This window comes from Rhodococcus sp. NPDC004095 (assembly GCF_053604015.1).
In genome coordinates this window covers 59,462-81,307 of sequence record NZ_JBSGGS010000020.1, presented here as the reverse complement: position 1 = coordinate 81,307, position 21,846 = coordinate 59,462, and the positions used below count along the sequence as shown (strand labels likewise).

General features: G+C 67.7%; 22 protein-coding genes. 13 read left to right on the top strand and 9 right to left on the bottom strand.

The window, feature by feature from the left end; translation table 11 throughout:
• The 3 genes from ACWEPG_RS26460 to ACWEPG_RS26450 all read right to left on the bottom strand — a co-directional run.
• Positions 1–316: phosphoadenosine phosphosulfate reductase domain-containing protein (locus ACWEPG_RS26460; RefSeq protein WP_452595736.1), on the bottom strand; the 316-nt coding region annotated here is incomplete at its 3' end.
• On the bottom strand, positions 313–1,095 hold the full coding sequence (locus tag ACWEPG_RS26455) for a 3'(2'),5'-bisphosphate nucleotidase CysQ (protein WP_452595735.1): 783 nt from the start codon (positions 1,093–1,095) through the stop codon (positions 313–315). The genes ACWEPG_RS26455 and ACWEPG_RS26460, both read right to left, overlap by 4 nt.
• 12 nt (positions 1,096–1,107) lie before the next feature.
• Positions 1,108–1,719, bottom strand: coding sequence for a TetR/AcrR family transcriptional regulator (locus ACWEPG_RS26450; protein ID WP_452595734.1), 612 nt, complete (start codon positions 1,717–1,719; stop codon positions 1,108–1,110).
• Between the two features lie 77 nt (positions 1,720–1,796).
• Here ACWEPG_RS26450 and ACWEPG_RS26445 point away from each other — a divergent pair, with 77 nt between their 5' ends.
• From ACWEPG_RS26445 to ACWEPG_RS26425, 5 genes are all read left to right on the top strand, one after another.
• Entirely contained in the window at positions 1,797–2,564 is a 768-nt protein-coding gene (locus tag ACWEPG_RS26445) for an SDR family NAD(P)-dependent oxidoreductase (protein ID WP_452595733.1), read from the top strand.
• Positions 2,565–2,569: 5 nt separating this feature from the next.
• On the top strand, positions 2,570–3,838 hold the full coding sequence (locus tag ACWEPG_RS26440; protein WP_452595732.1) for a sulfotransferase family protein: 1,269 nt from the start codon (positions 2,570–2,572) through the stop codon (positions 3,836–3,838).
• Positions 3,835–5,136: an alkyl sulfatase dimerization domain-containing protein gene (locus ACWEPG_RS26435; protein WP_452595731.1), complete on the top strand. Its 1,302-nt coding sequence runs from the start codon at positions 3,835–3,837 to the stop codon at positions 5,134–5,136. The genes ACWEPG_RS26440 and ACWEPG_RS26435 overlap by 4 nt, the downstream gene beginning before the upstream one ends.
• A gap of 20 nt (positions 5,137–5,156) precedes the next feature.
• The gene (locus tag ACWEPG_RS26430; protein ID WP_452595730.1) at positions 5,157–6,341 is read left to right on the top strand and encodes an NADH:flavin oxidoreductase; all 1,185 of its coding nucleotides are present in this window, start codon (positions 5,157–5,159) and stop codon (positions 6,339–6,341) included.
• A 335-nt stretch (positions 6,342–6,676) separates the two neighbouring features.
• Positions 6,677–7,657 carry an alpha/beta fold hydrolase gene (locus ACWEPG_RS26425; protein WP_452595729.1) on the top strand — a complete coding sequence of 327 codons (981 nt, stop codon included), beginning with the start codon at positions 6,677–6,679 and terminating at the stop codon, positions 7,655–7,657.
• 120 nt (positions 7,658–7,777) lie between these two features.
• Here the strand turns inward: ACWEPG_RS26425 and ACWEPG_RS26420 are convergent, their stop codons facing one another.
• Positions 7,778–8,968, bottom strand: a complete 1,191-nt coding sequence (locus ACWEPG_RS26420) for a PucR family transcriptional regulator (protein ID WP_452595728.1) — start codon at positions 8,966–8,968, stop codon at positions 7,778–7,780.
• Positions 8,969–9,165: 197 nt separating this feature from the next.
• Here ACWEPG_RS26420 and ACWEPG_RS26415 point away from each other — a divergent pair, with 197 nt between their 5' ends.
• The 3 genes from ACWEPG_RS26415 (at position 9,166) to ACWEPG_RS26405 (ending at position 12,767) form a co-directional block, all read left to right on the top strand.
• Positions 9,166–10,719, top strand: a complete 1,554-nt coding sequence (locus ACWEPG_RS26415; RefSeq protein ID WP_452595727.1) for a flavin-containing monooxygenase — start codon at positions 9,166–9,168, stop codon at positions 10,717–10,719.
• Positions 10,716–11,615 carry an alpha/beta hydrolase gene (locus ACWEPG_RS26410; RefSeq protein WP_452595726.1) on the top strand — a complete coding sequence of 300 codons (900 nt, stop codon included), beginning with the start codon at positions 10,716–10,718 and terminating at the stop codon, positions 11,613–11,615. Before ACWEPG_RS26415 ends, ACWEPG_RS26410 begins: the two co-directional genes overlap by 4 nt.
• A gap of 204 nt (positions 11,616–11,819) precedes the next feature.
• Positions 11,820–12,767, top strand: a complete 948-nt coding sequence (locus ACWEPG_RS26405) for a hypothetical protein (RefSeq protein ID WP_452595725.1) — start codon at positions 11,820–11,822, stop codon at positions 12,765–12,767.
• 70 nt (positions 12,768–12,837) lie between these two features.
• Here the strand turns inward: ACWEPG_RS26405 and ACWEPG_RS26400 are convergent, their stop codons facing one another.
• On the bottom strand, positions 12,838–14,430 hold the full coding sequence (locus ACWEPG_RS26400; protein ID WP_452595724.1) for a DUF2235 domain-containing protein: 1,593 nt from the start codon (positions 14,428–14,430) through the stop codon (positions 12,838–12,840).
• Between the two features lie 429 nt (positions 14,431–14,859).
• On the opposite strand from ACWEPG_RS26400, the gene ACWEPG_RS26395 reads away from it, so the two are divergent.
• From ACWEPG_RS26395 to ACWEPG_RS26380, 4 genes are all read left to right on the top strand, one after another.
• Entirely contained in the window at positions 14,860–15,234 is a 375-nt protein-coding gene (locus tag ACWEPG_RS26395) for a hypothetical protein (RefSeq protein WP_452595723.1), read from the top strand.
• Between the two features lie 120 nt (positions 15,235–15,354).
• A complete protein-coding gene (locus ACWEPG_RS26390) occupies positions 15,355–15,753 on the top strand; it encodes a DUF7144 family membrane protein (RefSeq protein ID WP_450115086.1) in 399 nt (132 codons plus the stop codon).
• Positions 15,754–15,878: 125 nt separating this feature from the next.
• Positions 15,879–16,355, top strand: coding sequence for a MarR family winged helix-turn-helix transcriptional regulator (locus ACWEPG_RS26385; RefSeq protein ID WP_452595722.1), 477 nt, complete (start codon positions 15,879–15,881; stop codon positions 16,353–16,355).
• 23 nt (positions 16,356–16,378) lie between these two features.
• Positions 16,379–16,801: an organic hydroperoxide resistance protein gene (locus tag ACWEPG_RS26380; protein WP_452595721.1), complete on the top strand. Its 423-nt coding sequence runs from the start codon at positions 16,379–16,381 to the stop codon at positions 16,799–16,801.
• A 12-nt stretch (positions 16,802–16,813) separates the two neighbouring features.
• On the opposite strand, the gene ACWEPG_RS26375 is transcribed toward ACWEPG_RS26380, so the two are convergent.
• Positions 16,814–17,338 (bottom strand): VOC family protein, encoded by a 525-nt coding sequence (locus ACWEPG_RS26375; protein ID WP_450115168.1) that lies wholly within the window; start codon positions 17,336–17,338, stop codon positions 16,814–16,816.
• Between the two features lie 13 nt (positions 17,339–17,351).
• A complete protein-coding gene (locus ACWEPG_RS26370; protein WP_452595720.1) occupies positions 17,352–18,230 on the bottom strand; it encodes an oxidoreductase in 879 nt (292 codons plus the stop codon).
• Between the two features lie 82 nt (positions 18,231–18,312).
• Between ACWEPG_RS26370 and ACWEPG_RS26365 the strand changes: the two genes are divergently transcribed.
• The gene (locus ACWEPG_RS26365) at positions 18,313–19,449 is read left to right on the top strand and encodes a Gfo/Idh/MocA family protein (protein WP_450133025.1); all 1,137 of its coding nucleotides are present in this window, start codon (positions 18,313–18,315) and stop codon (positions 19,447–19,449) included.
• 79 nt (positions 19,450–19,528) lie between these two features.
• Here the strand turns inward: ACWEPG_RS26365 and ACWEPG_RS26360 are convergent, their stop codons facing one another.
• Positions 19,529–19,672, bottom strand: coding sequence for a hypothetical protein (locus ACWEPG_RS26360; RefSeq protein WP_450115091.1), 144 nt, complete (start codon positions 19,670–19,672; stop codon positions 19,529–19,531).
• Positions 19,673–19,788: 116 nt separating this feature from the next.
• Positions 19,789–21,759, bottom strand: coding sequence for a CocE/NonD family hydrolase (locus tag ACWEPG_RS26355; RefSeq protein WP_452595737.1), 1,971 nt, complete (start codon positions 21,757–21,759; stop codon positions 19,789–19,791).
• Between the last annotated feature and the right edge of the window lie 87 nt (positions 21,760–21,846).

Sequence of the window (21,846 nt, the reverse complement as noted above, 5' to 3'; positions counted from 1 at the left end):
GATTGATCCCCTTCTCCACGCACTCCGGGTTCTGGTACACCAGCAGATCGAAATCCCCTGCGGCAGCGGACTCGTCACGCAGCTTGTACATCTCCCGGAACTTCCAGGTGGTGTCGACGTGCAGCAGCGGGAACGGCAACCGCGACGGGAAGAACGCCTTGCGGGCCAGGTGCAGCATCACCGCGCTGTCCTTGCCGACCGAGTACAGCATCACGGGGTTCTCACTCCCCGCGACCGCCTCTCGCATGATGTGGATGCTCTCGGCCTCGAGCCGCTCGAGATGGGTCAAGGTCCTGTTCGTCGTGGGACTGCTCATCGCCGAAGTGCCTCCAAGGCTTCGCCGGCCAGTTCGGGCCGGCAGATCAGTAGGTCGGGAAGCCAGGGATTCTCCTGGTTGTAGATCAGCGCGGAGCCGTCGATGCGCGAAACATGCAGTCCCGCAGCACGAGCCACCGCAACCGGCGCGGCCGAGTCCCACTCGTACTGACCACCGGCGTGGGCGTAGATGTCCACGTCGCCGCGGACCACTGCCATCGCCTTCGCGCCCGCCGAGCCCATCTCGACCAGCTCCGCGCCGAGCGCGGCGGCCATCGCCATCACCGGTTCGGGCCGGCGGGTGCGGCTGACGACGACGCGCGGCACAGCCGGGATCGGTTGCGCGGTGGCGTCGAGGTGCCCGTCACTCGAATAGGTGACGCCGAGCGCCGGCATCGCCACCGCACCGGCCGTCAGCTCACCGCCCTCGACCAACGCGACGTGCACAGCCCAGTCGGTCCGGCCCTGCTCGCCGAACTCCCGAGTGCCGTCGAGCGGATCGACGATCCAGACGCGGTCGGCGCCGAGGCGGACGAGATCATCGGCGCCCTCCTCGGAGAGCACAGCGTCACCGGGGAATCGCTCGGCCAACAGCGCGGCGAGCAACTCGTGACCGAGTCGATCGCCAGATTTCCTCAGCTCGGCGGGACCCATTCCCGCGGCGAGGTTTTCGCGATGGGCGAGTAGCAGCTGCCCCGCCTCGGTCGCCAACTCCGTGGCCGCGGCGGCACTACTGCCCGACCCCGCCCGGGGGCGGGCGGGGTTGTCTGCTCTGTTCATTCACAGCTCCAGTCATTCGGTGATGGCCCTTGCCACGGTGTCAGCGGAGTACGCGATCAACGCGTCCGATTCGACGTCTCGGGCCCAGTTGTTGACGAGGGTGTCGGCCAGGCCCATCAAGCCGGACCAGACGAAGGGGATGAGCGCGGGGTCGTCACGAAGTCGGAGCCCTTCGGCTGCGGCCGCTTCCATCAGTGCGCGCCGCAGTTCGGCGAACTGGTGATCTGTCGATTTACGCAACACGTGAACCGATTCACGCTCACCCGTCTCGCCGTCGACGTCGCGCCAGGTCCCCACGAGATGTCCCACGCGCGCCCATTGTCGGGTCGATGCGGGCACTATTCCGGCAATGAGCGCCGCAACACCCTCGTCGCGAGGCAACGCGGCGATGAACTCGGCCAACTCCACCTGGCTCTCGTGGAGCAGTGCGATGAAGATGTCCTGCTTGTCGACGAAGTACTGGTAGATCAGCCCGGGACTGATGCCGGCCCGTTTGGCGACCGCACGGTTCGTGAGGGCGCCGTAGCCGCCTTCGTCGAGTAGTTCAGCCGCGGCATCCAAGACTCCGCGACGTCGCGCCTCGGCGTCTCCGTAGGCCGAATTGCCGCCGTTCGTTGCTCTCATGGAGCCACTGTAGGCGCAGATTGATCAATGGTCAATATGGATTGACCATTGATCAATCTGTGCCTACAGTCACACCCATGACGACGCATGATGTGAACAGTGTTGTGACATACAACTTTTCGGGATCACAGGTTTTGGTCACCGGCGGATCCAACGGGCTGGGCCTGGCGATCGCACGGGGCTTCGTGGCAGCCGGGGCGAAGGTCACCATCACCGGTACGCGACCCGCAGCCGGCGACTACGAGCACGATCTGGACGACTTCGGATACCGGCAGTGCGTCATGACCGACCGGGAGCAGATCGCCGACGTCGCGGCAGGGCTGTCGGCGCTGGATGTCCTGGTGAACAACGCGGGGCAGACCCTCACACAGAAGGGCGAATGGAACCCGGAAGTCTTCGAGGAATCGCTCTCGGTGAACCTCGTGAGCGGTTTCCGCATGGCCACCGCATGCCTGCCGCTCCTGACGGCCAGCGAACTCGACGGCGGCGGAGCCATCGTCAATGTCGCCTCCATGGCGAGTTTCTTCGCGGTCGGCATGGTGCCGGGCTACGGCGCGTCGAAGGCCGGCATCGTGCAGATGACCAAGACCATGGGCGCCCAGTGGGCGACCGAGAACGTGCGGGTCAACGCGATCGCCCCCGGCCTGACCGCCACGAACATGACATCCGGATTGCAGCAGCGACCCGAGCACAGCAAGCCGTCGCTCGATCGCACCCCGATGGGTCGGTGGGCCGATCCCGAGATCGACGTCGCTCCGGTGGCGCTGTTCCTCGCCAGCCCGGCCGCCCGATTCGTCACCGGCCAGACTCTGCCGGTCGACGGCGGCTTCTCGATTCAGGGCTGATCCCGGTGACCACTACCACCGGTGGGCGGATCCGGATCACCGATCTGCGCAACCCGGTCCTGACCGACTCCCAACGCGAGACCTGGGCGTACGCCGAGGCGAATCCGGTGGAGCTCAGCGTCGATGCGGTCCTCGCGGCGGCCGCCGAGCAGGCAGGTCTCGACGACTTCGGACCTGATGACTTCCACGAGCGCCTCGCCTTGCAGCTCGACGAGATCGACTCCGATCCCAACCGCTCCCCCGTCTCGCGCATGGTGACGTTTGCAGGCAGCGTGCGGTACGCGGCCAACCGGCTGCGTGTGCTGGACCTGCTCAAGAGACATCCCGAGATCCGCGATATCGAGATCGAGGCACCGATCGTGGTGGTCGGGCTGCCGCGTTCGGGAACGACGCATCTGGTGAACCTACTGGCGGCGGACACGCGCTTCCGGTCGCTGCCGCTGTGGGAGAGCCAGGAGCCGGTGCCGTTCGCGGGAGACGTGGTGGGCCCGGACGGGATCGACCCCCGCATCGTCCGCTCCCAGCGCAGGTGGGACCAGATGCAGGCCAAGAGCCCGCTTGTCGCCGCCATGCACCCGATGAACCCCGACCACATCCACGAGGAACTCGAACTCGAGTGTCTGGACTTCTCCAGCTACAACTTCGAGTGGGGATCGTCTATGGCGCCTCGGTGGCGGGACTACTACCTGTCGCACGACCAGCGCCCGCACTACGCCTTCATGGCGACGATGCTCAAGGTCCTGCAGTGGCAGCGGGGACCGAGTCGATGGATCCTCAAGTGCCCACAACATCTCGAGCAGCTCGGTCCGCTGATGGACACGTTCCCCGACGCGACGGTCGTGATGACTCACCGGGATCCGGTGTCGGTGGTGCAGTCTGCGGCGACGATGGTCGGATACGGTGCCCGCTCGAACTTCCTCGTGCCGGACATGGATGCCGTGTGTGACTACTGGACCGACCGCGTCGGCCGCCTCCTCGACGCCGGAACCCGGGACCTCGCACTCATTCCCGAGGAGCGTCGGGTCGACGTGTATTTCGACAGGTTCATGGCCGACGACGTCGGCACCGTCGAACGCATTTACGCGCACAGCGGGATCGAGTTCACCGACGAGGCCCGTGCGGCCGTCGACGATCACATCGCACATCATCCGCGCGGCGCGAACGGTCAGGTCGTCTACGACCTGCGCGCCGACTTCGGTCGCGAGCCGGCCGAGCTCAGAACCCGATTCACCGAGTACTGCGAAACATTTCCCGTGAAAGTGGAGGTCCAGTGAGCCCCGTGTCCGCCGCCCAGATCGACGAGTTCATCAAGAATCGTCCCGGCAAGGTCCTACTCGACCACGTCTACGCCTCCGAGGCGGTCCGCCTGGGCGACTTCATCTACATGTCGCCGGGCTCGAGCGCCGCCTACATGCTGGTCACACCGGCAGGACGGGTGATCGTCAACACCGGGCTCGGCTACGAGGCGCCGCACCACCGCAAACTGTTCGACGACGTCTACGCGGGGCCCACTCGCTACATCGTCACAACTCAGGGGCACACCGACCATGTCGGCGGTGTCGCCGGATTCCGTGAGCCCGGCGCGATCTATGTGGCCAATGCGCTCAACCCGGCGGTGCAGCACGACGACGAACGTGTCATCACGCGGATGCGGCAGTGGGCGCCGGTGTGGTTCGGCCGCGACGCCGAGACGGTCCGCGGCTTCATCGAGGCCCGCCCCGACGTGTCGCCCGCGCAGGACATCCCCACCCCCGACCTGATGTTCGACGAGCGTCTCGAACTCAACGTCGGCGGGCTGCAGATCGAACTGCATTCCGGCGTCGGCGAGACGGTCGACGGGGCGATGGTCTGGCTTCCCCAGCACCGCATCGCGCTGATCAGCAACCTGCTCGGGCCGCTGTTCGGACACTTCCCGAACCTCAACACCATTCGAGGGCAGCGCTACCGCTTCGCGGAGCCGTACCTCGCAACGATCACCAAGCTGCGCGATCTGCGACCCGCAACGCTGATCACCGGACGCGGCGAGCCGATCGAGGGAGAGGACCTCATCGACGCGGTGCTCGAGCGAATGCACGACGCCGTGTCCTACATCCACCAGACGACGCTCGACGGCATCAACGCCGGCAAGGATGTCGAGACTCTCGTTCGCGAAGTGACGCTGCCGGATCACCTCTACGTCGGGCAGGGCTACGGTCAGGTCAAGTGGGGCGTGAAGACGATCTGGGAGACCTACCTGGGCTGGTTCCACCACAAGGCGACCTCTGAACTGCACGCCGTTCCGCGCGAGCGGACGCTCGCCGACCTGGTCCGCCTCGCCGGCAACGAGGCCGTCCTCGAGCTTGGTCGCTCACATCTGGACGGGGGCCGACCCGAGGAGGCGACCGCACTCGCGGAGGCGGTGCTGGCCCATGCGCCTGACGACTCGGCGGCGACTGCGCTCCTCCTCGACTGCCACCGTGACCTCCTCGCCGATCCGGTCACGGCCGAGAACTTCTGGGAATCAGGATGGCTGACGCATCGCATCGGCCTGCTCGAACAGCAGCTCGAATCGACGGCGACGACGGCCGGATGACCAACCCAAGAAGGAGTTCCATGAGCACCGATACGGAAACCGTTGTCCCGGACGCGTTCGCACCCGCCCGGCTCGGCCCGATCACCCTGCGCAACCGCATCATCAAGTCCGCGACGTTCGAAGGGCGAACCCCCAAGGGTCTGGTCACCGACGGACTGATCGAGTTCCATCGCCAGTTCGCCACGGGCGGAGTCGGAATGACGACGGTGGCGTATTGCGCTGTCGCTCCCGAGGGCCGCACGTCGCCGGGCCAGATCCTGTGGACCGACGAGGCCATGCCGGGCTTGCGTCGCCTCACCGACGCCATGCACGCCGAGGGTGCTGCGGTGTCCGCGCAGATCGGACACGCCGGTGCGGTGGCGCCGCCGAAGGCACTCGGGAGCGCCTCCCTGGCACCTAGCCGCCACTTCCACCTGACCACACTGAGTTTCGCGCAGGCAGCAACGGCAGCGGACATCGCGCGGATCAGACAGGCACACGTCGATGCCGCCCTCAAGGCAGTCGAGGCCGGATTCGACGCCATCGAAATGCACTTCGGCCACGGCTATCTGATCAGCTCGTTCCTGAGTAAGCGGCTCAACCACCGCACGGATGAGTACGGCGGCAGCCTCGAGAACCGGGCCCGATTCGCCCGGGAGACGGCCGTTGCCGTGCGGGCGGCAGTGGGCGACCGGATCGCGATCATGGCGAAGGTCAGCATGGACGACGGTGCGCCCGGCGGCTTCTGGCTCGCCGAAGCCATCGAACTGGTCAAATGGCTCGAGGATGACGGGTCCGTGGATGCAGTCGTCCTCACCGCGGGCAGTTCGCTCGAGAACCCGCTCTACACGTTCCGCGGCGATGCGCCGCTACGGGAGTTCGGGGCACTGATGAAGCAGCCCCAGAAGCTTGGAATCAAGCTGGTGGGCAAGCATTTCCTGCGGACCTACCCGTACCAGGACACGTACCTGCTCGACTACGCGCGTCAGGTTCGCGCGGCGGTCGATCTGCCGCTGGTGCTGCTCGGCGGGGTCACCGGCAAGGAGTCGATCGACCGTGCGATGACCGAGGGCTTCGAGTTCGTCGAGATGGGACGCGCGCTGCTCAGCGATCCCGACCTCGTCAACAACATTCGATCGAATGGCAGTGGACAGTCGCTGTGCATCCACTGCAACAAGTGCATCACAACCATCTATGTTGGGGCGCACTGCGTTCTGCGCCCGTGAACGTGTCCTGTTCCCGCCGATCGCCCCGACGCTGACGGTCGGTGGCCGACCCGGATCTTCTGGGGCGGCCACCGCCCGTCGACGCAGTTGCGGTCAGGTTCGAGCGATTGGCACCCGGTGGGTGGCGCGAAGACTTGATTACTACGAATTGTAGTAAACCTCCCAGCTGCGAACGCGACGTCGGTTAGGTTGGGCGAATGGGGATACCGGGGAGGCCTGATCTGCCTATCGCCGACACAGATTCAGGCGAGTGGACCGATGACTGTCGACCAGGGGCAGCGGAGGATTCAACGGTTCCGACACCACGGCGCCGGCTGTTTCGTGTCATGCGACGGATGTTCATCGTGCTTGTCTCGATAGTCGTTGTTGCCGTTGCAACTTCAACGACGGTCCACTGGTGGCAGACGCCACGCGACAAGCAGGCCATCGTACGGCTGATCGGCCCCGAGCACCGGTACGTCGACGTGAACGGGCACCGGATGAGCGTCGCGGTCCAGGGTTCAGGACCACGAATCATCGTCCTGATGCCCGGCCTGGCCACACCGGAACCGATCCTCGGCTTCACTCCACTGGCCCGGAACCTGGCCGAGCAGAACACGGTCGTCACCGTCGAGCCGTTCGGGCTCGGTCTCAGCGACGGCACCGACGTCCCCCGCACCAGCGAGGCGATCGTCGACGAGACCCGGTCCGCGCTCCGAGAACTGGGAATCAGCGGTCCCTACGTCCTGATGCCCCACTCGATTTCGGGTCTGTATGCGATGTGGTGGACCACCCACCACCCGGACGAGGTCGCCGCAGTGGTGGGCCTGGACGACGAGCGCTACACCTCGGGCGGCGCCCAGGACTCCCCCGACTGGCCTCGTTGGATGGCCGGCGTCAACGCTGTCGGCGGAACCCGGGACCTGATCACCCTGGACAAGAGCACCGACTACCTGGGGCTGGTGGCCGACTACCGGGACAGCCTCGGCGAAGCGGCCGAATACACCCCGGACCAGCAGGACCTGTACCTGCGTGCGTACTCGTGGGTGTTGAACCCAACCGTGCTGGACGAAATGGCCCGCGGGGCGGAGAACGTGCGAGCAGCCGAGGGCGCCATGTTCCCACCGACTCTGCCCGCCCTGTCGATCCTCGCCGCCTCCTCCCTCGAAGTGGAACCGGAGTGGGAACCCTCGCACCGCGCCGCGATCAGCAACCCGGCGATCCAACAGATCACGATCATGAACGGCCACCACTACCTGTTCCACGCCCACGCGGGCGCGATTGCCGAGGTGACACAGCGATTCCTCGACGAGCACGTTCAGACTCAACAACGATGAAAGGCCGCTGCCGCGCCCGTCCAGGAGCCCGGCACCGAGCTCCGGCTGCACTGTGACCGGCGAACGCCCAACCACGATCATCGCGGCTCCGAGGCCTCCGAGGCCTCCGAGCCAGGTGAATCAGCCTCGTGGTCCGAGCCAGTGGTCGATCTCGAGGGCCACGCCGACCTCCAACGAGCTTGCGGCCCAGCGCTGGGGCAGCAGCTGTTCGGCGCGCTGCACACGATTGAGCACCGTGTTCCGGTGCGTGAAGAGGGCACGGGCGGCACGGGCGGCGCTGTGGCCCTCGCGGACGTAGGCACGCACGGTCTTGCGCAGGTCCGGGTCTGCGGTGGACAGCCGCCCCAGGACCCGGGAGACGTAGGCGCGAGCCGCCTGCTCGTTCTGCGTCGCCAGATGGACCAGGACTACGTCGTCGAAGGCCGCCGCGCGCACCTGATGTGTCCGGAGCAGGAGTAGTTGGGCGCTCACCGCCTCGAAATGGCTGCGCCGGAAGCCCTCGACGTCGATGCCGTTGCCCCCCACCGCCAGACGCACCGCACGCTCTTCGGGCGCAACCGAGCCGTCGCCGAAGGCGTCGGCGAGGACCCGCGGGTCCAGTGGCTCGTGGGACCCCAGCCAGAGCCACAGCGAGGAGGAACTGGCGGGCACGGCCAACACCTGCGTCGCCCCGGCGCGCCGCATCAGTTCGGTCGCCGTTCTCATCAGCGCGGCTTGGTCGGGCATGGAGGCGACGGTCCACAGCACACCGGCGAGTTGGTTGCCGCCCAGTCGGTAGCCCAGGTGGTGCTCGGCGACACCGATGTCCGTCGGGTCCTCGTCCAGGAGTTGGGTGACGGTCGCGAGTCGCTCGGTGTGCGACTGCCACAGGTAGTCCTCACGTTCCCGCTGGACGAGCGCCGTCAGCTGGTCGAGGGTGGTTTCGATCAACGATTCCAGCGAGCGGGAGATCAGATCCAGCGCCGGGGCCAGGATCGCCGGATCCGCTTCCAGTTCGAAGATTCGCTGCATACAGAGCCGCCAGGCCTCCTCCTTCGCGACGTGGTACGCCTTCCATATCGCGCGATCGGCGCCCCGCCGGATCACCTCTCGGGCGATGCCGACGACGGGCAGTGCGAGCGTCGGCATCACGGGATCGTATGGGTTGGCCGCAATCGTCGTGGCCCAGTGCTGGACGTTGAGGCGGGTCGACTCCCGTACCTCCTGCACCATCACAGGATCGGTGTTGAACGGATCGCCGACCCCGGTGAGCGCTGCGTCCTCGACGCGAGAGAGCGCTCCGCTGTCCGGGTCGAGTGACCAGGTCGCCACTGTGCGCACAAGATTCTCGACGCCCCGGCGCTGTGCGCTCGACGCCTGTCGAGGATTCGGTTCGTTACCGGTCGGCACGACTGAACCCTACCCCTCTTGTGCATCTGCCCATTCATTCTCAAATTTCTGTGCACATCGCCGTTGTCTGGTGACCTACATCACGTGACGATGGACACATCGACCAGATAGGAGTTGTCGTGACGAAGACAACGCGACCCGTCCCCACTCGCACCGTGGAAGCCCATGCGCACCCCTCGGGCGCCCCCGAGGTTGATCTGCTCGTCGTCGGCGCCGGCCTCACCGGACTCGGATTCGCGTCGCGCCTGAAAGTTGAGAAGCCCGAGAAGTCCGTGCTGATCGTCGACGCCCACGAGGAAGTCGGAGGCACCTGGCACCTGTTCCGCTATCCCGGCATCCGGTCGGACTCCGACCTGATCACCTACGGCTACCAGTACAAGCCGTGGACCAAGGAGAAGGCGATCGCGCCGGGCGCCGAGATCAAGGAGTATCTCGTCGAGACGGTCGACGAGTTCGGCCTCGCCGACCGACTGCGCCTGGGCACCCGGGTCGAATCACTGGCCTGGTCGTCGACGGAGTCGCAGTGGACGGTGACGCTGCGCGACGTCGCCACCGGAGAGGTGGATACGCTACGAGCGCGGTGGATCGTTTCCGGCACAGGGTATTTCGATCACGCCGGCGGCCACCGCCCGACGTGGGAGGGCGAGCCGGACTTCGCCGGAACACTGGTCCACGCACAGCAGTGGCCCGAGGACCTGGACTACACGGGCAAGCGCGTGGTGGTGATCGGCAGCGGCGCCACGGCCGTGACCCTGCTGCCCGCCTTGGCGGAGAAGGCCGAGTTCGTCACCATGCTGCAGCGCTCGCCCAGCTACATCCTGCCGCTCCCGGCCAAGGACGTGGTTTTCGATCTGCTGCGGCGCTTCCTGCCCACCACCACCGCTTTCGAGCTGACCCGCAAGGCCAACATCCAGCGACTGCGCACGGTGGTCAGTCTCAGCCGACGCTATCCGCGTCTCATGCGGAAGCTGGTCCGGCAGATCAACAAGGCGTTCCTGCCGAGCGGCTTCGACGTCGACACCCATCTGAATCCCTCCTACAACCCGTGGGAACAGCGGATGTGCTTCGTCCCCGACGCCGACCTCTACGGGGCCATCAAGCGCGGACGCGCCACGATCGCCACCGACACGATCGAGCGGTTCGTCCCGGAGGGCATCGAACTGACGTCGGGTCAGTTCCTGGCCGCCGACATCGTGGTCGCTGCCACCGGCCTGAAGTTGCTGCCCTTCGGTGGCATCGCGGTCGAGGTGGACGGCGAGCCTCTCGACTGGTCCGATACCGTCGCCCACAAGTCGGTGATGCTCAGTGGCGTACCGAACTTCTTCTTCGGATTCGGCTACACCAACAACTCGTGGACCCTCAAGATCGACCTCGCCAGCGACTACCTCGCACGGCTGCTCGAGCTGATGGACGCTCGAGGATTCGACACCGTCGTACCTCGGCTCGACGACGCCGACGCCGAGCGAGAGCCGATGATCGACGATCTCAAGGCCAACTACGTGAACCGAAGCATCACCGCCTTCCCTCGCCAGGTCAAGGACGGGCCGTGGAGTTTCAAGAGCCACTACGGTTTCGACCTCGAACGCCTCGCGGGTCCGATCGACGACGGCACCCTGGAATTCGGGCGCAGCGCCGACCGCGTGCGGCTGACCGCGGCGGGGAGTGTCGCATGAGCCGCACCGACGTCACCTTCCGCAGCGCGGGCACCACCTGTGCCGCATGGCATTACACCGGGCAAGGCGCGGCGTTCGAAACCGAGGCCGGTCGCCCGTGTGTCGTGATGGCCCACGGCTTCAGCTGCACACGGGATGCCGGCCTCGAGGGTTATGCCGAGGGGTTCGCCGCGGTCGGCCTCGACGTACTGCTCTTCGACTATCGCGGGTTCGGCGGGTCCGATGGTGAGATGCGCCAGCACGTCGACTACCGCGGCCAGCGGGCCGATTACCGTGCCGCGGTCGCTGCCGCCCGGCGACTGGCCGGGGTCGACCCCGACCGGATCGTCCTGTGGGGTACGTCGTACTCCGGTGGACACGTGCTGGACGTCGCCGCGCACGACCAGCGGATCGCCGCGGTCCTCTCGCTCACACCCGCGGTCGACGGAGTGCCGGTGCTCGGCATGGTCGTCAAGTCGGAGGGGATCCGCAAGATTCTCGCACTCACCTGGGCCGGCCTGCGCGACCGCGTCGGTCGACGCCCGCACATGCTTCCCGCGGTGGGACCGGCCGGATCGTCGGCCGTGATCGCCAAAGACGGTGCGCTGGAGGAGTTTCTCGCGGTGGTGGGTCCGTCGTGGCGCAACGAGGTGCGCGCCCGTTGCACCCTCGACGTCGCGTTCAACCGCCCGGTGCTGAGTGTCCGCAAGATTGCTGTGCCACTACTGATTCAGGTCGGCGACCTCGACACGGTCGTCTCGTCACCTGCTGCCGAGCGGGCCGCGCGCAAGGCGACCGCTCCGAGCGAACTGCGGAATTATCCCGTGGACCACTTCGACGTGTACAGCGATCCCTGGCAGACGACCGTCCTGCGCGACCAGATCGACTTCCTGTCCCGCCGAATACTCCAGGGGTGACCTCTGCTCGCCGGCACCAACTCCACCATCCCATCCCCTGCGAAGTCACCGGTACTGGAAGGAAACTCACGCCAACCACTACCCGCGTCCAGGCCCACACAGCGAACGCGGTCGATTGGGAAGGATCGCTCCACCGTACGGGGCAAATCCTTCCCAACAGCTGCGCACCGCTCCGCTGCCGATCGGGGCGGGTAGGCTCGCATCATGCCGGTCACCTGGTCGGACGGCGTCGACGACATCCTCGGCGGCGATCTCACCTGCGGTCTCGCCTGCCTGACCCCGACGGGGAGTGCGGTCGTGGCGAGCGTCTCGCCGTTCGGCCCGCGCGACCGCGAACGCGGCAGCGTCAGTTTCACCACCTCCCTCGGCTTCGGCCGCAAACTCGAACGCATCAGGGACAATCCCCGGGTCGCGCTGGCCTACCACGCACGCGAACACGGCCTCGGCGACACCAGCAATCGACGGTTCGTGCTCGTCCAGGGCGAGGCGAACTTCGACGTCCACCCCGACCGCACCACCGTCGAGGACATCGGCCGGCGTTCGGAACCGTACCTGGGCTCACCGCGACGGGGCTGGTTCTGGAGTCGCTGGCTACACGCCTATTACGAGGATCGGGTACTGGTGACGGTGACGGCGTCCCGGGTCGTCTCCTGGCCAGACCTACGCGCGGCGGGCGAACCGGAGGTATTCGGTGAGCCGCTGCCCGACCGTCCCGCCGAACCCCAGACCCCACCCAAGAAGGGCACCGGCCCACGAGTGGATGCCGCACGGACCTGCGCTCGTGCAGCGGCGCTGCCGCACGTGCTGCTCGCGTACCGGCAGGGAGACGGATATCCCGCCGTCGCCCCGGTCGAAGTGATGTCGGCGGATTCCGCGGGTGTGCACCTGCGGGTGCCCACCTGGGTTCCTCACGGCGGCCGCCGCGCCGGCTTGCTCGCGCATTCCTACCGAGCCCAGCTCATCGGCCTCGAATCCCGCCAGAACACCGGCTGGATCGAGGTCACCGACGACGGGGCGGTGTACGCACCGCACACCGAGTCCGGATTCCGGGCACCGGCAAACAAGACGATCATCCTGTTGGCCAACGGGTTCCTGGCACGGCGCGGACTGGCGCAGGCCCGGAAGCAGGGCCGCCTGCAGGCGCTCGGCTGACCACTGCCATTCAAAGGGTAGATACGGTCGCGCCGGCCGTTGTTTCGGTCGCCCCGCGCGACCGCCGCCGTCACCGCGTCCTGGTCACCGTGAGGTGCACACTGCCCCTGTTGTTCCCGTAGAAGCCCCACGCGTCGTTGGCGAAGGCGTACAGATATCCGGAGCGGCACACGCGGTGGTTGGTTCCCGCACCGATGGCGATGCGCTCGTGCAGGGCCTGCGCACCCTTGAGGGCGATCGCGTCGTTGGCGACGACGCCGATCAGCGACATCCACGGCTGGTCTTCGTCCCGGCGGGCCAGCAGGAAGTCGGCCTGTGGGTTCCCGGTCACGCGCCGGAACAACCGCTCGCCCTGACCGAGCACGGTGCCGGCCAGGCGGAGGGCCTCCCGGGGATGGAACCGCGCCCAACCGGTCGTGCCGGCCGGGCCGGACGCGACGTTCTGGTCCGTCCATTCGCCGGTGGCGGCGAAGGCGTAGTCGCCGGCGTCGAGGTAGAGGCCGGTCCAGTTCCACGGATCGCGGGCGGATACGCCAACCGTGGCGGACTCACCGGGCGCGAGGGTCCGGGTGGTCCGGTACGGGCCGCTGGTGATCGGTGGTTCATCCTGACGGTCGTACACCGACTCGTGCACCGAGGGGCTTCTCTCGCTCGCGTCGATCTTGGGGACGGCGCGGGGCCGCGGCTGCACGAACGGCTCGATCAGCGGGCGCAGGACGGGCTCGTACAGCGGCTCGAGCAGGCCGTAGATACCTTGGTTGTCGTCGTGCAGCATGCCGAGCGGGTCGGGTTCGATCTGTTTTTCGACCGCACCGCGGAACGCGAGCTCGATCGCCTCGTGTGACTCGTCGATCATCCATTGCAGCGCACCATCACTCAGCCCCGTCTGCGGGTGCCCGCCACCGACATCCATGTGGCTGCCCGGGAACCACACCTGCTTCACGTCCTGGCCCGGCCCCAGATCGGACCACAACGTCGGTGTGAACGGTGCCCGCAGCTCGTCCATCGCCACCGCGTGGCGTCCGTGCCGCACATGGCGGTTGAACTTGACGTCGTGGAAGGCGTACCGGGTCGGCGGGTCGAGCAGGTTGGTCCACCCGAGCGTGTCCGGGACACCCAGCGCTCCGACGGTGTCCCACACCCCGACGAAGTCCACCGGGATCCGATCCGGGTGCTCGAAGTTGTAGGTGAAGCGGAGACCGTCACTCCAGCTCGGATCGGCGTCTCGTCCGCGCCGATACCGCCGCAGATAGGCGTGCCGGATCTGACGCCAGGTCGCGGCCTCGTCCAGGCAGGTGGTGTCGATCAGCCCGCACGCCGCGATCATCCCGGCGAGGCTGCGCGCGGTGAACGCGCCGCGGCTGAAACCGAACAACGCGATGGTGTCCCCGGGCCGGTACGTGGTGGTCAGCCAGTGGTAGGCGTCCATCACGTCGCTCGACAGCCCGACTCCGGCGGCTCCCCCCAGCAGCCAGCCGAACAGGCCACCACCGGTGGTCCCCACCCCGGGCTGGTACTGCGTCAACTGCTCGTGCCCGTCGGTCGCGGCCTCCCCGTCCGTCGCGGTATCCACCAGGGCGCTGTAGAAGCGGCGCACATTCGAAGGTGCCAACTGGCCCGGCGTGTTCCAGGTGCCGTCGCAGCACATGACCAGACGACGCATCTCTCGACCTCCCCTACCGGAAAGTGGACAGATCCCCTTGGGGTGGTGAAAAACCTTGGTGGACTCGGGCCGCCGCCTGCTGGATCCCCATCTCCATGGGCGACAACCCCTGAAAGGCAGGTGCGTTCATCCTGCTCTCCCGGATGTGCGGTTGTCACTGGTCGTTAGGCTTCGCAAACACCGGGTTCGCCGCCGGTAGCCACACCACATCACTCTCCGGCGAGCCTGTTACGCTGCCCGTCACGGTGACCCCGCACCCGAGCGCGTCGACGCTCGGACCTTGCCGAGTGTGCGGGGCTGAACAATGAACTCCGAACGCGCACGCCGCATCCCGGACGATGCGGGCTGCCACCGCAACAGCGTTACCGACACCCCCACGCGCGCAGTACGTGCGCCTCTCGACGAAAGGGCCGCGTCCCTTCCCCGCCGGTGAACCGGCACCGCACGCGCGCCGCGCGTCAGGACGGCGCGGCGATCCGCTACCTGGCGCAATGGCGTCAAACCGTGGAGTCGGTCGAACGCTCCGTCGCACGCGGCCCGCGACGGGGACCGGTGATCGACAACGCGATCGCCGCCAGGACCGTCATCAGCGGCGAACTCACCGATTGCCCCGCGTGCGACGCCCGACTCCTCGGCGACGGTCCCCGGGACCGGTTGGAGAGCCTCATGCGACGCGACGGCCGCCGCGCCCATCGTCTCCGCGCGGCGGTGACCCGCCTCGACGAGCGGTACCGGGACGCGACGGTCGAAGTCGAGGCACCCGCCACCCTGCCGTGGTGGGACAGGCGTGTCCCCTGGGCGTGACCTTGGTCAGGACACGAACCGGACTCGCCAACAGGCGGATTGGCGAACTGTCGCCGACAATGGGAGCGTCGGGCGCCCGCCCGCGCTCAGGATCGATCAGTCCTACGGAAGGGGACGGTCATGTCCGAAACTATGTCAACGAAGCAGGGCTGGGCGGCGGGGACGTCGCTCGGAGCGGCCATCATCATGGTGACCGTCGGCATCGTCCAGTTCTTCCAGGGGATCGCCGCGGTCGCCGAGAACGAAGTGTTCGTGGTGGGCATCGACTACGTCTACAAGTTCGACCTGACCACCTGGGGTTGGATCCACATCGTGCTCGGTGTGATCGTCGCAGGGGTCGGCTTCGCACTGTTCACGGGCGCTGGGTGGGCGCGGGTATCGGCGATCGTGGTCGCCGCGATCTCGATCATCGCGAACTTCCTCTGGATTCCCTACTACCCGTGGTGGTCGATCCTGATCATCGCTCTCGACATCGTGGTGATCTGGGCCGTGTCGACCTGGAAGCCGACCACGGTCTGAGGCATTTGCGCGACTCGGCCCGTCCCACGTCAGGGGCGGGCCGAGTCGCCCGTTGCCCGGGGAGTGGCGGTCCTCGCCCCTACGGAGACCGATGCCCTCGCGCAGATAGGTTGTGCACAATCAAAATGTGCACTACCTTTGTGCGGGTGACCGACGAACTCGCCCTCGACAATCAGCTGTGCTTCGCGTTGTACGCGGCGTCGCGGGCCACCACCGCGGTCTACCGCCCGCTGCTCGACGAACTCGGCATCACCTACCCGCAGTACCTGGTGCTGCTCGTGCTCTGGGAGCGCGACGGGCGCGGCGTGCGCGAGATCGGCGACGCACTCGACCTCGACACCGGCACCCTCTCCCCGCTGCTCAAGCGGATGGAGACGCTCGATCTGATCGAGCGGCGCCGGCTGCCGGAGGACGAACGTCGCGTCCAGATCCAGCTCACCGACGCCGGGCGGGCGCTGCGCGGACGCGCACTGGGCATACCCCGGCACCTCGCCGGATGCATCGGGCTGCCGGCCGAGGAGGCCATCGCGCTGCGGTCGACCCTCGAGCGCCTCACCGCCGCTCTGCGCGAAGCGGCGCAACCGAACGTTTCACCCGAATAACCCGACACCGCAAGGAGAATCGAATGGAAGCCATCTACACCGCCGAAGCCCTCGTCACCGGCGACGGCCGCAACGGCCAGGGCCGCAGCTCCGACGGGCGCCTCGACCTGACCCTCGCGATCCCGGTCGAGATGGGCGGCAGCGGCGAGGGCACCAACCCGGAACAGCTGTTCGCGATCGGCTACGCGGCCTGCTACCACTCCGCACTGCGGATGGTGGCCCGCCAGGCCGGCGCCGACGTCACCGACTCCGCGGTCGGCGCCCGCGTCGACATCGGCCAGATCGAGGGCGGCGGCTTCGGACTCGCGGTGACCCTCGAGGTGTCGCTGCCGCACCTGTCGCGCGATCAGGCACAGGAGCTCGCCGACAAGGCACACCAGGTGTGCCCGTACTCGAACGCCACCCGCGGGAACATCGACGTCACCGTCCTCGTCACGGAGGACTGAGCCCGTCGGCCCTCAGCGGCCCGCGAAGATTCGCTGCCACACGGCCGGGTCTTCGCGCGGTCCGCCGAGGGTGTCGGCTCCGTAGCGATCGATCTCGGCGGCGAAGTCCAGCGGCCGGGTCGGCGGCATCCCCGGTACCAGTTCCTCCTCGATCCGGTCGTCGGGAACGAGCCAGCACACCTCGAACTCGATGCCGTCGGGATCGCTCGCGTACAGCGCCTTCGTCGAGCCGTGGTTGCTCGCCCCGGTCAGTGCACCTGCGGCACCGAGCTTTTCGGCCATCGTCCGGAGTTCGGCCAGAGTGCCCACCTCCCACGCCAGGTGGTAGAGACCGACGTCGCCCGGCCGGCGCACCCCGGGGCCGTTCGGGCTCTGGAACAGCCCGAGGTCGTGGTCGTTGGCCGAATCCGAGGCCTGCAGAAACGCCGCCCCGGCGAACCCGCCCGGCAGCGGACGGAAGCCCAGGACGTCGCGGTAGAACGCTAGGCTGCGCTGCAGATCGGAGACGAACAGGACGGCATGGTTCAGACGACGAATCACTTTGCTCCTCTTACTTTTCGAACCGGTAGGTGACGCCGGTCAACCGTTCCGACTCGCCCCACAGCGACGCCGCGACGGCCCGGTCGTGGGACCGGCCGGACGAACCCACGACCTTCGGGTACCCGCGCTGCTCGAACGGACCGTTCGGGCCGACGTAACTGCCGGAGGTCACCGACTCGTCGGTCGCCGCGTACAACTCGGGCAGGGCACCCATCGCGGCGCTCTGCCCGAACAGGTTTCCGACGACCATCAACCGGTCCCAGAACGACTTGGTGTGACTCTGCAGCCCGGTCACCGCGTACCCGGGATGCGCGGCAAGCGATTTCACCTTCGATCCCGACGCCGTCAGCCGACGGTCGAGTTCGTAGGCGAACATCAGATTCGCCAGTTTCGACTGTCCGTACGCCGCCCACCGGTTGTAGCGGCGGCGCCGCCAGTTCGGGTCGTCGAGGTTGATCGCGCCCATCCGGTGCATGAGACTCGACATGGTCACCACCCGGTCGGCGATCCGGTCCAGGAGCAGTCCGGTCAGGGCGAAGTGTCCGAGGTGGTTGGTGCCGAACTGCGACTCGAAGCCGTCGACGGTGGTGGACTTCGGCACCGCCATGATGCCGGCGTTGTTGATCAGCACGTCGACCTGCTCGACGCCGTCCGCGAACTCGCGCACCGACGCGAGATCGGCGAGGTCCAGGCGTCTGACCTGCGCGTTGGAGCCGATGCGTGCGGCCACCGGGGCGGCCTTGTCCACGCTGCGGCAGGCCAGGATCACGGTCGCACCGGCAGCACCGAGCGCCGTCGCCGCCTCCGCCCCGAGCCCACTGTTCGCACCGGTCACCACGAACGTGCGGCCGGTCTGGTCGGCGATGTCGCGAGTGGTCCATTTCCCCATGTCGCCAGCCTACGTCGGTGCCCCGTCCCGGGAGACGGGAAGTTCCTCCGAGCGGGATACGAAGCGGCTATCGTCCCCTCGCATGACCGACGCCCAAGACAGCCGGACAACCGGACCGCTCAGCCCTGGTCGATCACTCGGACTCGCCGTCATCGGCACCGGATTCGGCTGCATCACCCACGTTCCCGCCTTCCGCGACGCAGGCTTCGAGGTCCGCGTCCTGATCGGCCGCGATCGGGAGCGCACCGCCGCGCGGGCGGAGCGGTTCGGCATTCCGCATGCGGCCACCTCGCTCGAGGAGGCGCTGTCGCTGACCGAGATCGACGCCGTCACCGTCGCCACTCCCCCACACACCCATGCCGACCTGGTGATCGAGGCGGTCGGCCACGGCCTGCACGTGGTCTGCGAGAAGCCGTTCGCCGCGGACCTGTCGCAGGCACGCAAGATGCTCGACGCGGCGGAACGCGCGGGCGTGGTGCACCAGGTGGGCACCGAGTTCAGGTACGCGCCGCCCCAGGCGCTACTGGCCCGGCAGATCGCGGCAGGGGTGATCGGCACGCCCAAACTGGCCACCCTGCTGCTGCACCTACCGATGTTCGCCGCCGACGGCGCCGAGGCGCCGGACTGGTGGACGGACGGAGCCTCCGGCGGCGGGTGGCTCGGGGCGCAGGGCACCCACATGATCGACCAGATCCGCTGCACGCTCGGCGAATTCGACACCGTCAGCGCAGGGCTTCCGGTCGTGGCCGATCGCGGACAGACCGCCGAGGACTCGTTCACGGTCCACTTCCGGACGGTCACCGGTGTGGACGGGGTACTGCAGAGCACCGTCGGCGCCTGGGGACCGATGATGATGACGACCCGGGTCGCGGGAACCGCCGGAACGCTGTGGCTCGACGGGGACCGGGTCCGCCGCGCCGACGCGAGCGGCGACCACGAAGTACCGATGCCGGACGACCTGGTGTCCGGGGCGCCGGTACCGCCGCCGTTCGACCTGTTCTCCACCACGTACGACTGGCTGCACGCCTCCGGGATCGACCGCGCGCCGTACACCAGGCTCGCGGACGCCTTCCGGCGCCGCATCCTCGGCGAGCCGGTCGGCGCGGGCGAGCCGCGACCGGCCACCTTCGAGGACGGAGTGGCCGGGCAGGCTGTCCTGGATGCGATTCGGATCTCAGCGGCCGAGCGACGCTCGGTGCGGCTGACCGACCTGGACTGACGCGGAAGCCGTCCAACAAGCGACGGTAGGGGCGCGGATCACTCCGCGCCCCTGCGACGATCGACTTCCCTCAGCCCGTCTACACGGGGATCTGGGGGGCGGTGACCCCACCGGCCTGGGTCATGCTTGCGATCCAGTTGAGCAGGTCGATGATCGTGGTGAGGGACGAACCGCCGCCCCCGGTCTCGTCGGTGGTCTCGTCGGCGATGAAACCCAGGGCCATACCCGTCTCCATTTCGTGTGGCCGTTGCCGCCCGTCGGCACCGGCTTTGCCGGAGGACGGTACCGCAAATCGCCCGATCACAGAACCGAAACGAAAGGAACTCCGGTGCAGAGGATTTAGTGTTCAACACCAAGGGTCGGGAAGGTCACGAAGCTCGGCTGCGCCGGGTCCAACTGCAGGTGCTGCGGGAGGAGCCCGCCGTCGGCGCGCATCGGACCGAGCGGCAGGTACCGAGGCACGCTGAGTGCGTACACGTCCACGCGCAGCCGATGCCCCGTCGCGAGCACCGCATCGGTGGGCACCATGTTCACGTCGAGGACCGTGGGCTGCCCCGGCACCGTCGGCTGCCGCTGCGCCAGGGTCAGGTGATGACGGGTGTCGGTGTAGTCGCCATTCGGCGCCTTCCCGGACTTCGCGTCGTCCACCGCACGCAGCGACGACGTGAGGGCACCGCTGGTGACAACGGTCGAGGTGCCGTCGGGCGCGACGTCGTTGACGGTCACCGCCCAGAATCCGTCCGGCGCGTCGTGAACGGTGTTGAGGTGCACGTTGATCGGGCCGGAGATCGCGGTCGGTTCGGTGACCGGCGCGCCGGTGAAGGTCAGACCGTCGCCCTCCTGGATCCGGGAGTCCTTGCTGCACACGCTGCCCAGGATCACGGTGACTCCGGCGGTTCCCTGCGCGGAGTCCCGCGAGCAGAAACCACGCACGCCGGGCGCGACCGTGAGCCGGGTGCTGTCACCGGGCGCCTGCGCGACCAGGCTGCCGTCGTGCACGCTGTGCCCTGCGGTTCCGCTGGGTGCCGCCGACAGATACAGGCGCTGGTACTCCGATCCCGCACGGGGGAACTGGTCGGTGGTGGTCCAGCCGCCGCCCTGCTGCCACAGAGTCACCGGGCCGTACTCGTCGATGCCGTTGTCGATCCCCTTGAGCCACTTGTCGAACCAGGCCCGCTCGAGGACGTCGATCCGGGGCGGCGCACCGGCGGTGCCGAAGCCCTGGCCGGGGTTCAGGTGATAGGTGTCGCCCATGACGAGCTGCTTGCGGCCGGGCGGCAGGTTGATGCCGTTGTAGATCCGCGGCTCACTGTTGGCGAAGATGTCGTGCCAGCCACCGAACACCATCGTCGGCACGGTGATGTTGTCCAGGTCGGCCAGCCGCTGCTGATAGAACGGCCCGTCCTGCGCGACGTCGAGGGTGGACGGGGTGACCTCGTCGACGGTCGGCGCCGTCACCGCCTGCACGAGCTCGGGGATCTTGACGGCAGGGTCGGCGAGGCGATCGGCGAGCCACTTCTGATCGATGGTGCCGCGCAGGATGTCCTGGGCGTTGGGTATGAGCTTCGTTCCGTTCACCAGAGTCAGCCACAGCGGCATGAAACCGACGCCGAGCCCGCCGCCGGTACCGACGATGTCGCGAAGGAGATCGTTGCCCGGTTCCACGGGAAAGATCGCCTGCAGTGCCTGCGGCCGGTGTCCGGCGGCCTGGACGGAGTTGATACCGGAGTACGAGACCCCACCCATCCCGACCGCACCGTTGGACCACGGCTGCCTGCTCGCCCAGTCGATGATCTCCACGCTGTCCTGCTGCTCGCGCGGCCCGAGCACGTCCCATACGCCCTGGGAGAATCCGGTGCCGCGGGCGTCGACGACGACCTGCGTGTACCCGCTCTGCACCAGGGGCCGGTTGACGCCGAAGGCCTTCATGCCGCCGCTCGCGACGAGCCCGGTCAGCTCCGGAAGCCCGTCGAGCGGGGTACCGGTCAGGTTGAGCTGGTTCAGGAAGGGCACCAGCGTGGCGTCCACCCCGGGAAGCGACAGGCCCGCGTCGGAGACTGCGCTCACGAGCTTGGTGTACGGGGTGACGTTCAGGATCGCCGGCAGCTTCTCGTCGACGGCGCGTCCCTGCGCGTCCGCGGGGCGATAGACGTTGGCCCGCAGCACGGTGCCGTCGCTCATCGTGATCGGCACGTCCCACTCGATCGCGATCCCGGGATACTGCGGCGCCTCGTCAGCGGTGGCCTGCCACCGCTGACCGGCGGTGCCACCGGACGGATCCGCGGCGGCGACGGCGGGGCTCACCGCCATGCCCACCCCCACCGCGAGGACGGTGATCAACGACCCCCATCGGAACCTCGTACGCACGCGCAACCGACAACCCCCTCGTGTCAGGAA

Bases quoted from the DNA above. Each gene is read 5' to 3' on its own strand.
- ACWEPG_RS26455 (WP_452595735.1), bottom strand. From the start codon at position 1,095: ATGAACAGAGCAGACAACCCCGCCCGCCCCCGGGCGGGGTCGGGCAGT.
- ACWEPG_RS26450 (WP_452595734.1), bottom strand. From the start codon at position 1,719: ATGAGAGCAACGAACGGCGGCAATTCGGCCTACGGAGACGCCGAGGCG.
- ACWEPG_RS26445 (WP_452595733.1), top strand. From the start codon at position 1,797: ATGACGACGCATGATGTGAACAGTGTTGTGACATACAACTTTTCGGGA.
- ACWEPG_RS26430 (WP_452595730.1), top strand. From the start codon at position 5,157: ATGAGCACCGATACGGAAACCGTTGTCCCGGACGCGTTCGCACCCGCC.
- ACWEPG_RS26425 (WP_452595729.1), top strand. From the start codon at position 6,677: ATGTTCATCGTGCTTGTCTCGATAGTCGTTGTTGCCGTTGCAACTTCA.
- ACWEPG_RS26410 (WP_452595726.1), top strand. From the start codon at position 10,716: ATGAGCCGCACCGACGTCACCTTCCGCAGCGCGGGCACCACCTGTGCC.
- ACWEPG_RS26405 (WP_452595725.1), top strand. From the start codon at position 11,820: ATGCCGGTCACCTGGTCGGACGGCGTCGACGACATCCTCGGCGGCGAT.
- ACWEPG_RS26400 (WP_452595724.1), bottom strand. From the start codon at position 14,430: ATGCGTCGTCTGGTCATGTGCTGCGACGGCACCTGGAACACGCCGGGC.
- ACWEPG_RS26390 (WP_450115086.1), top strand. From the start codon at position 15,355: ATGTCCGAAACTATGTCAACGAAGCAGGGCTGGGCGGCGGGGACGTCG.
- ACWEPG_RS26385 (WP_452595722.1), top strand. From the start codon at position 15,879: ATGTGCACTACCTTTGTGCGGGTGACCGACGAACTCGCCCTCGACAAT.
- ACWEPG_RS26380 (WP_452595721.1), top strand. From the start codon at position 16,379: ATGGAAGCCATCTACACCGCCGAAGCCCTCGTCACCGGCGACGGCCGC.
- ACWEPG_RS26370 (WP_452595720.1), bottom strand. From the start codon at position 18,230: ATGGGGAAATGGACCACTCGCGACATCGCCGACCAGACCGGCCGCACG.
- ACWEPG_RS26365 (WP_450133025.1), top strand. From the start codon at position 18,313: ATGACCGACGCCCAAGACAGCCGGACAACCGGACCGCTCAGCCCTGGT.
- ACWEPG_RS26360 (WP_450115091.1), bottom strand. From the start codon at position 19,672: ATGGCCCTGGGTTTCATCGCCGACGAGACCACCGACGAGACCGGGGGC.
- ACWEPG_RS26355 (WP_452595737.1), bottom strand. From the start codon at position 21,759: ATGGCGGTGAGCCCCGCCGTCGCCGCCGCGGATCCGTCCGGTGGCACC.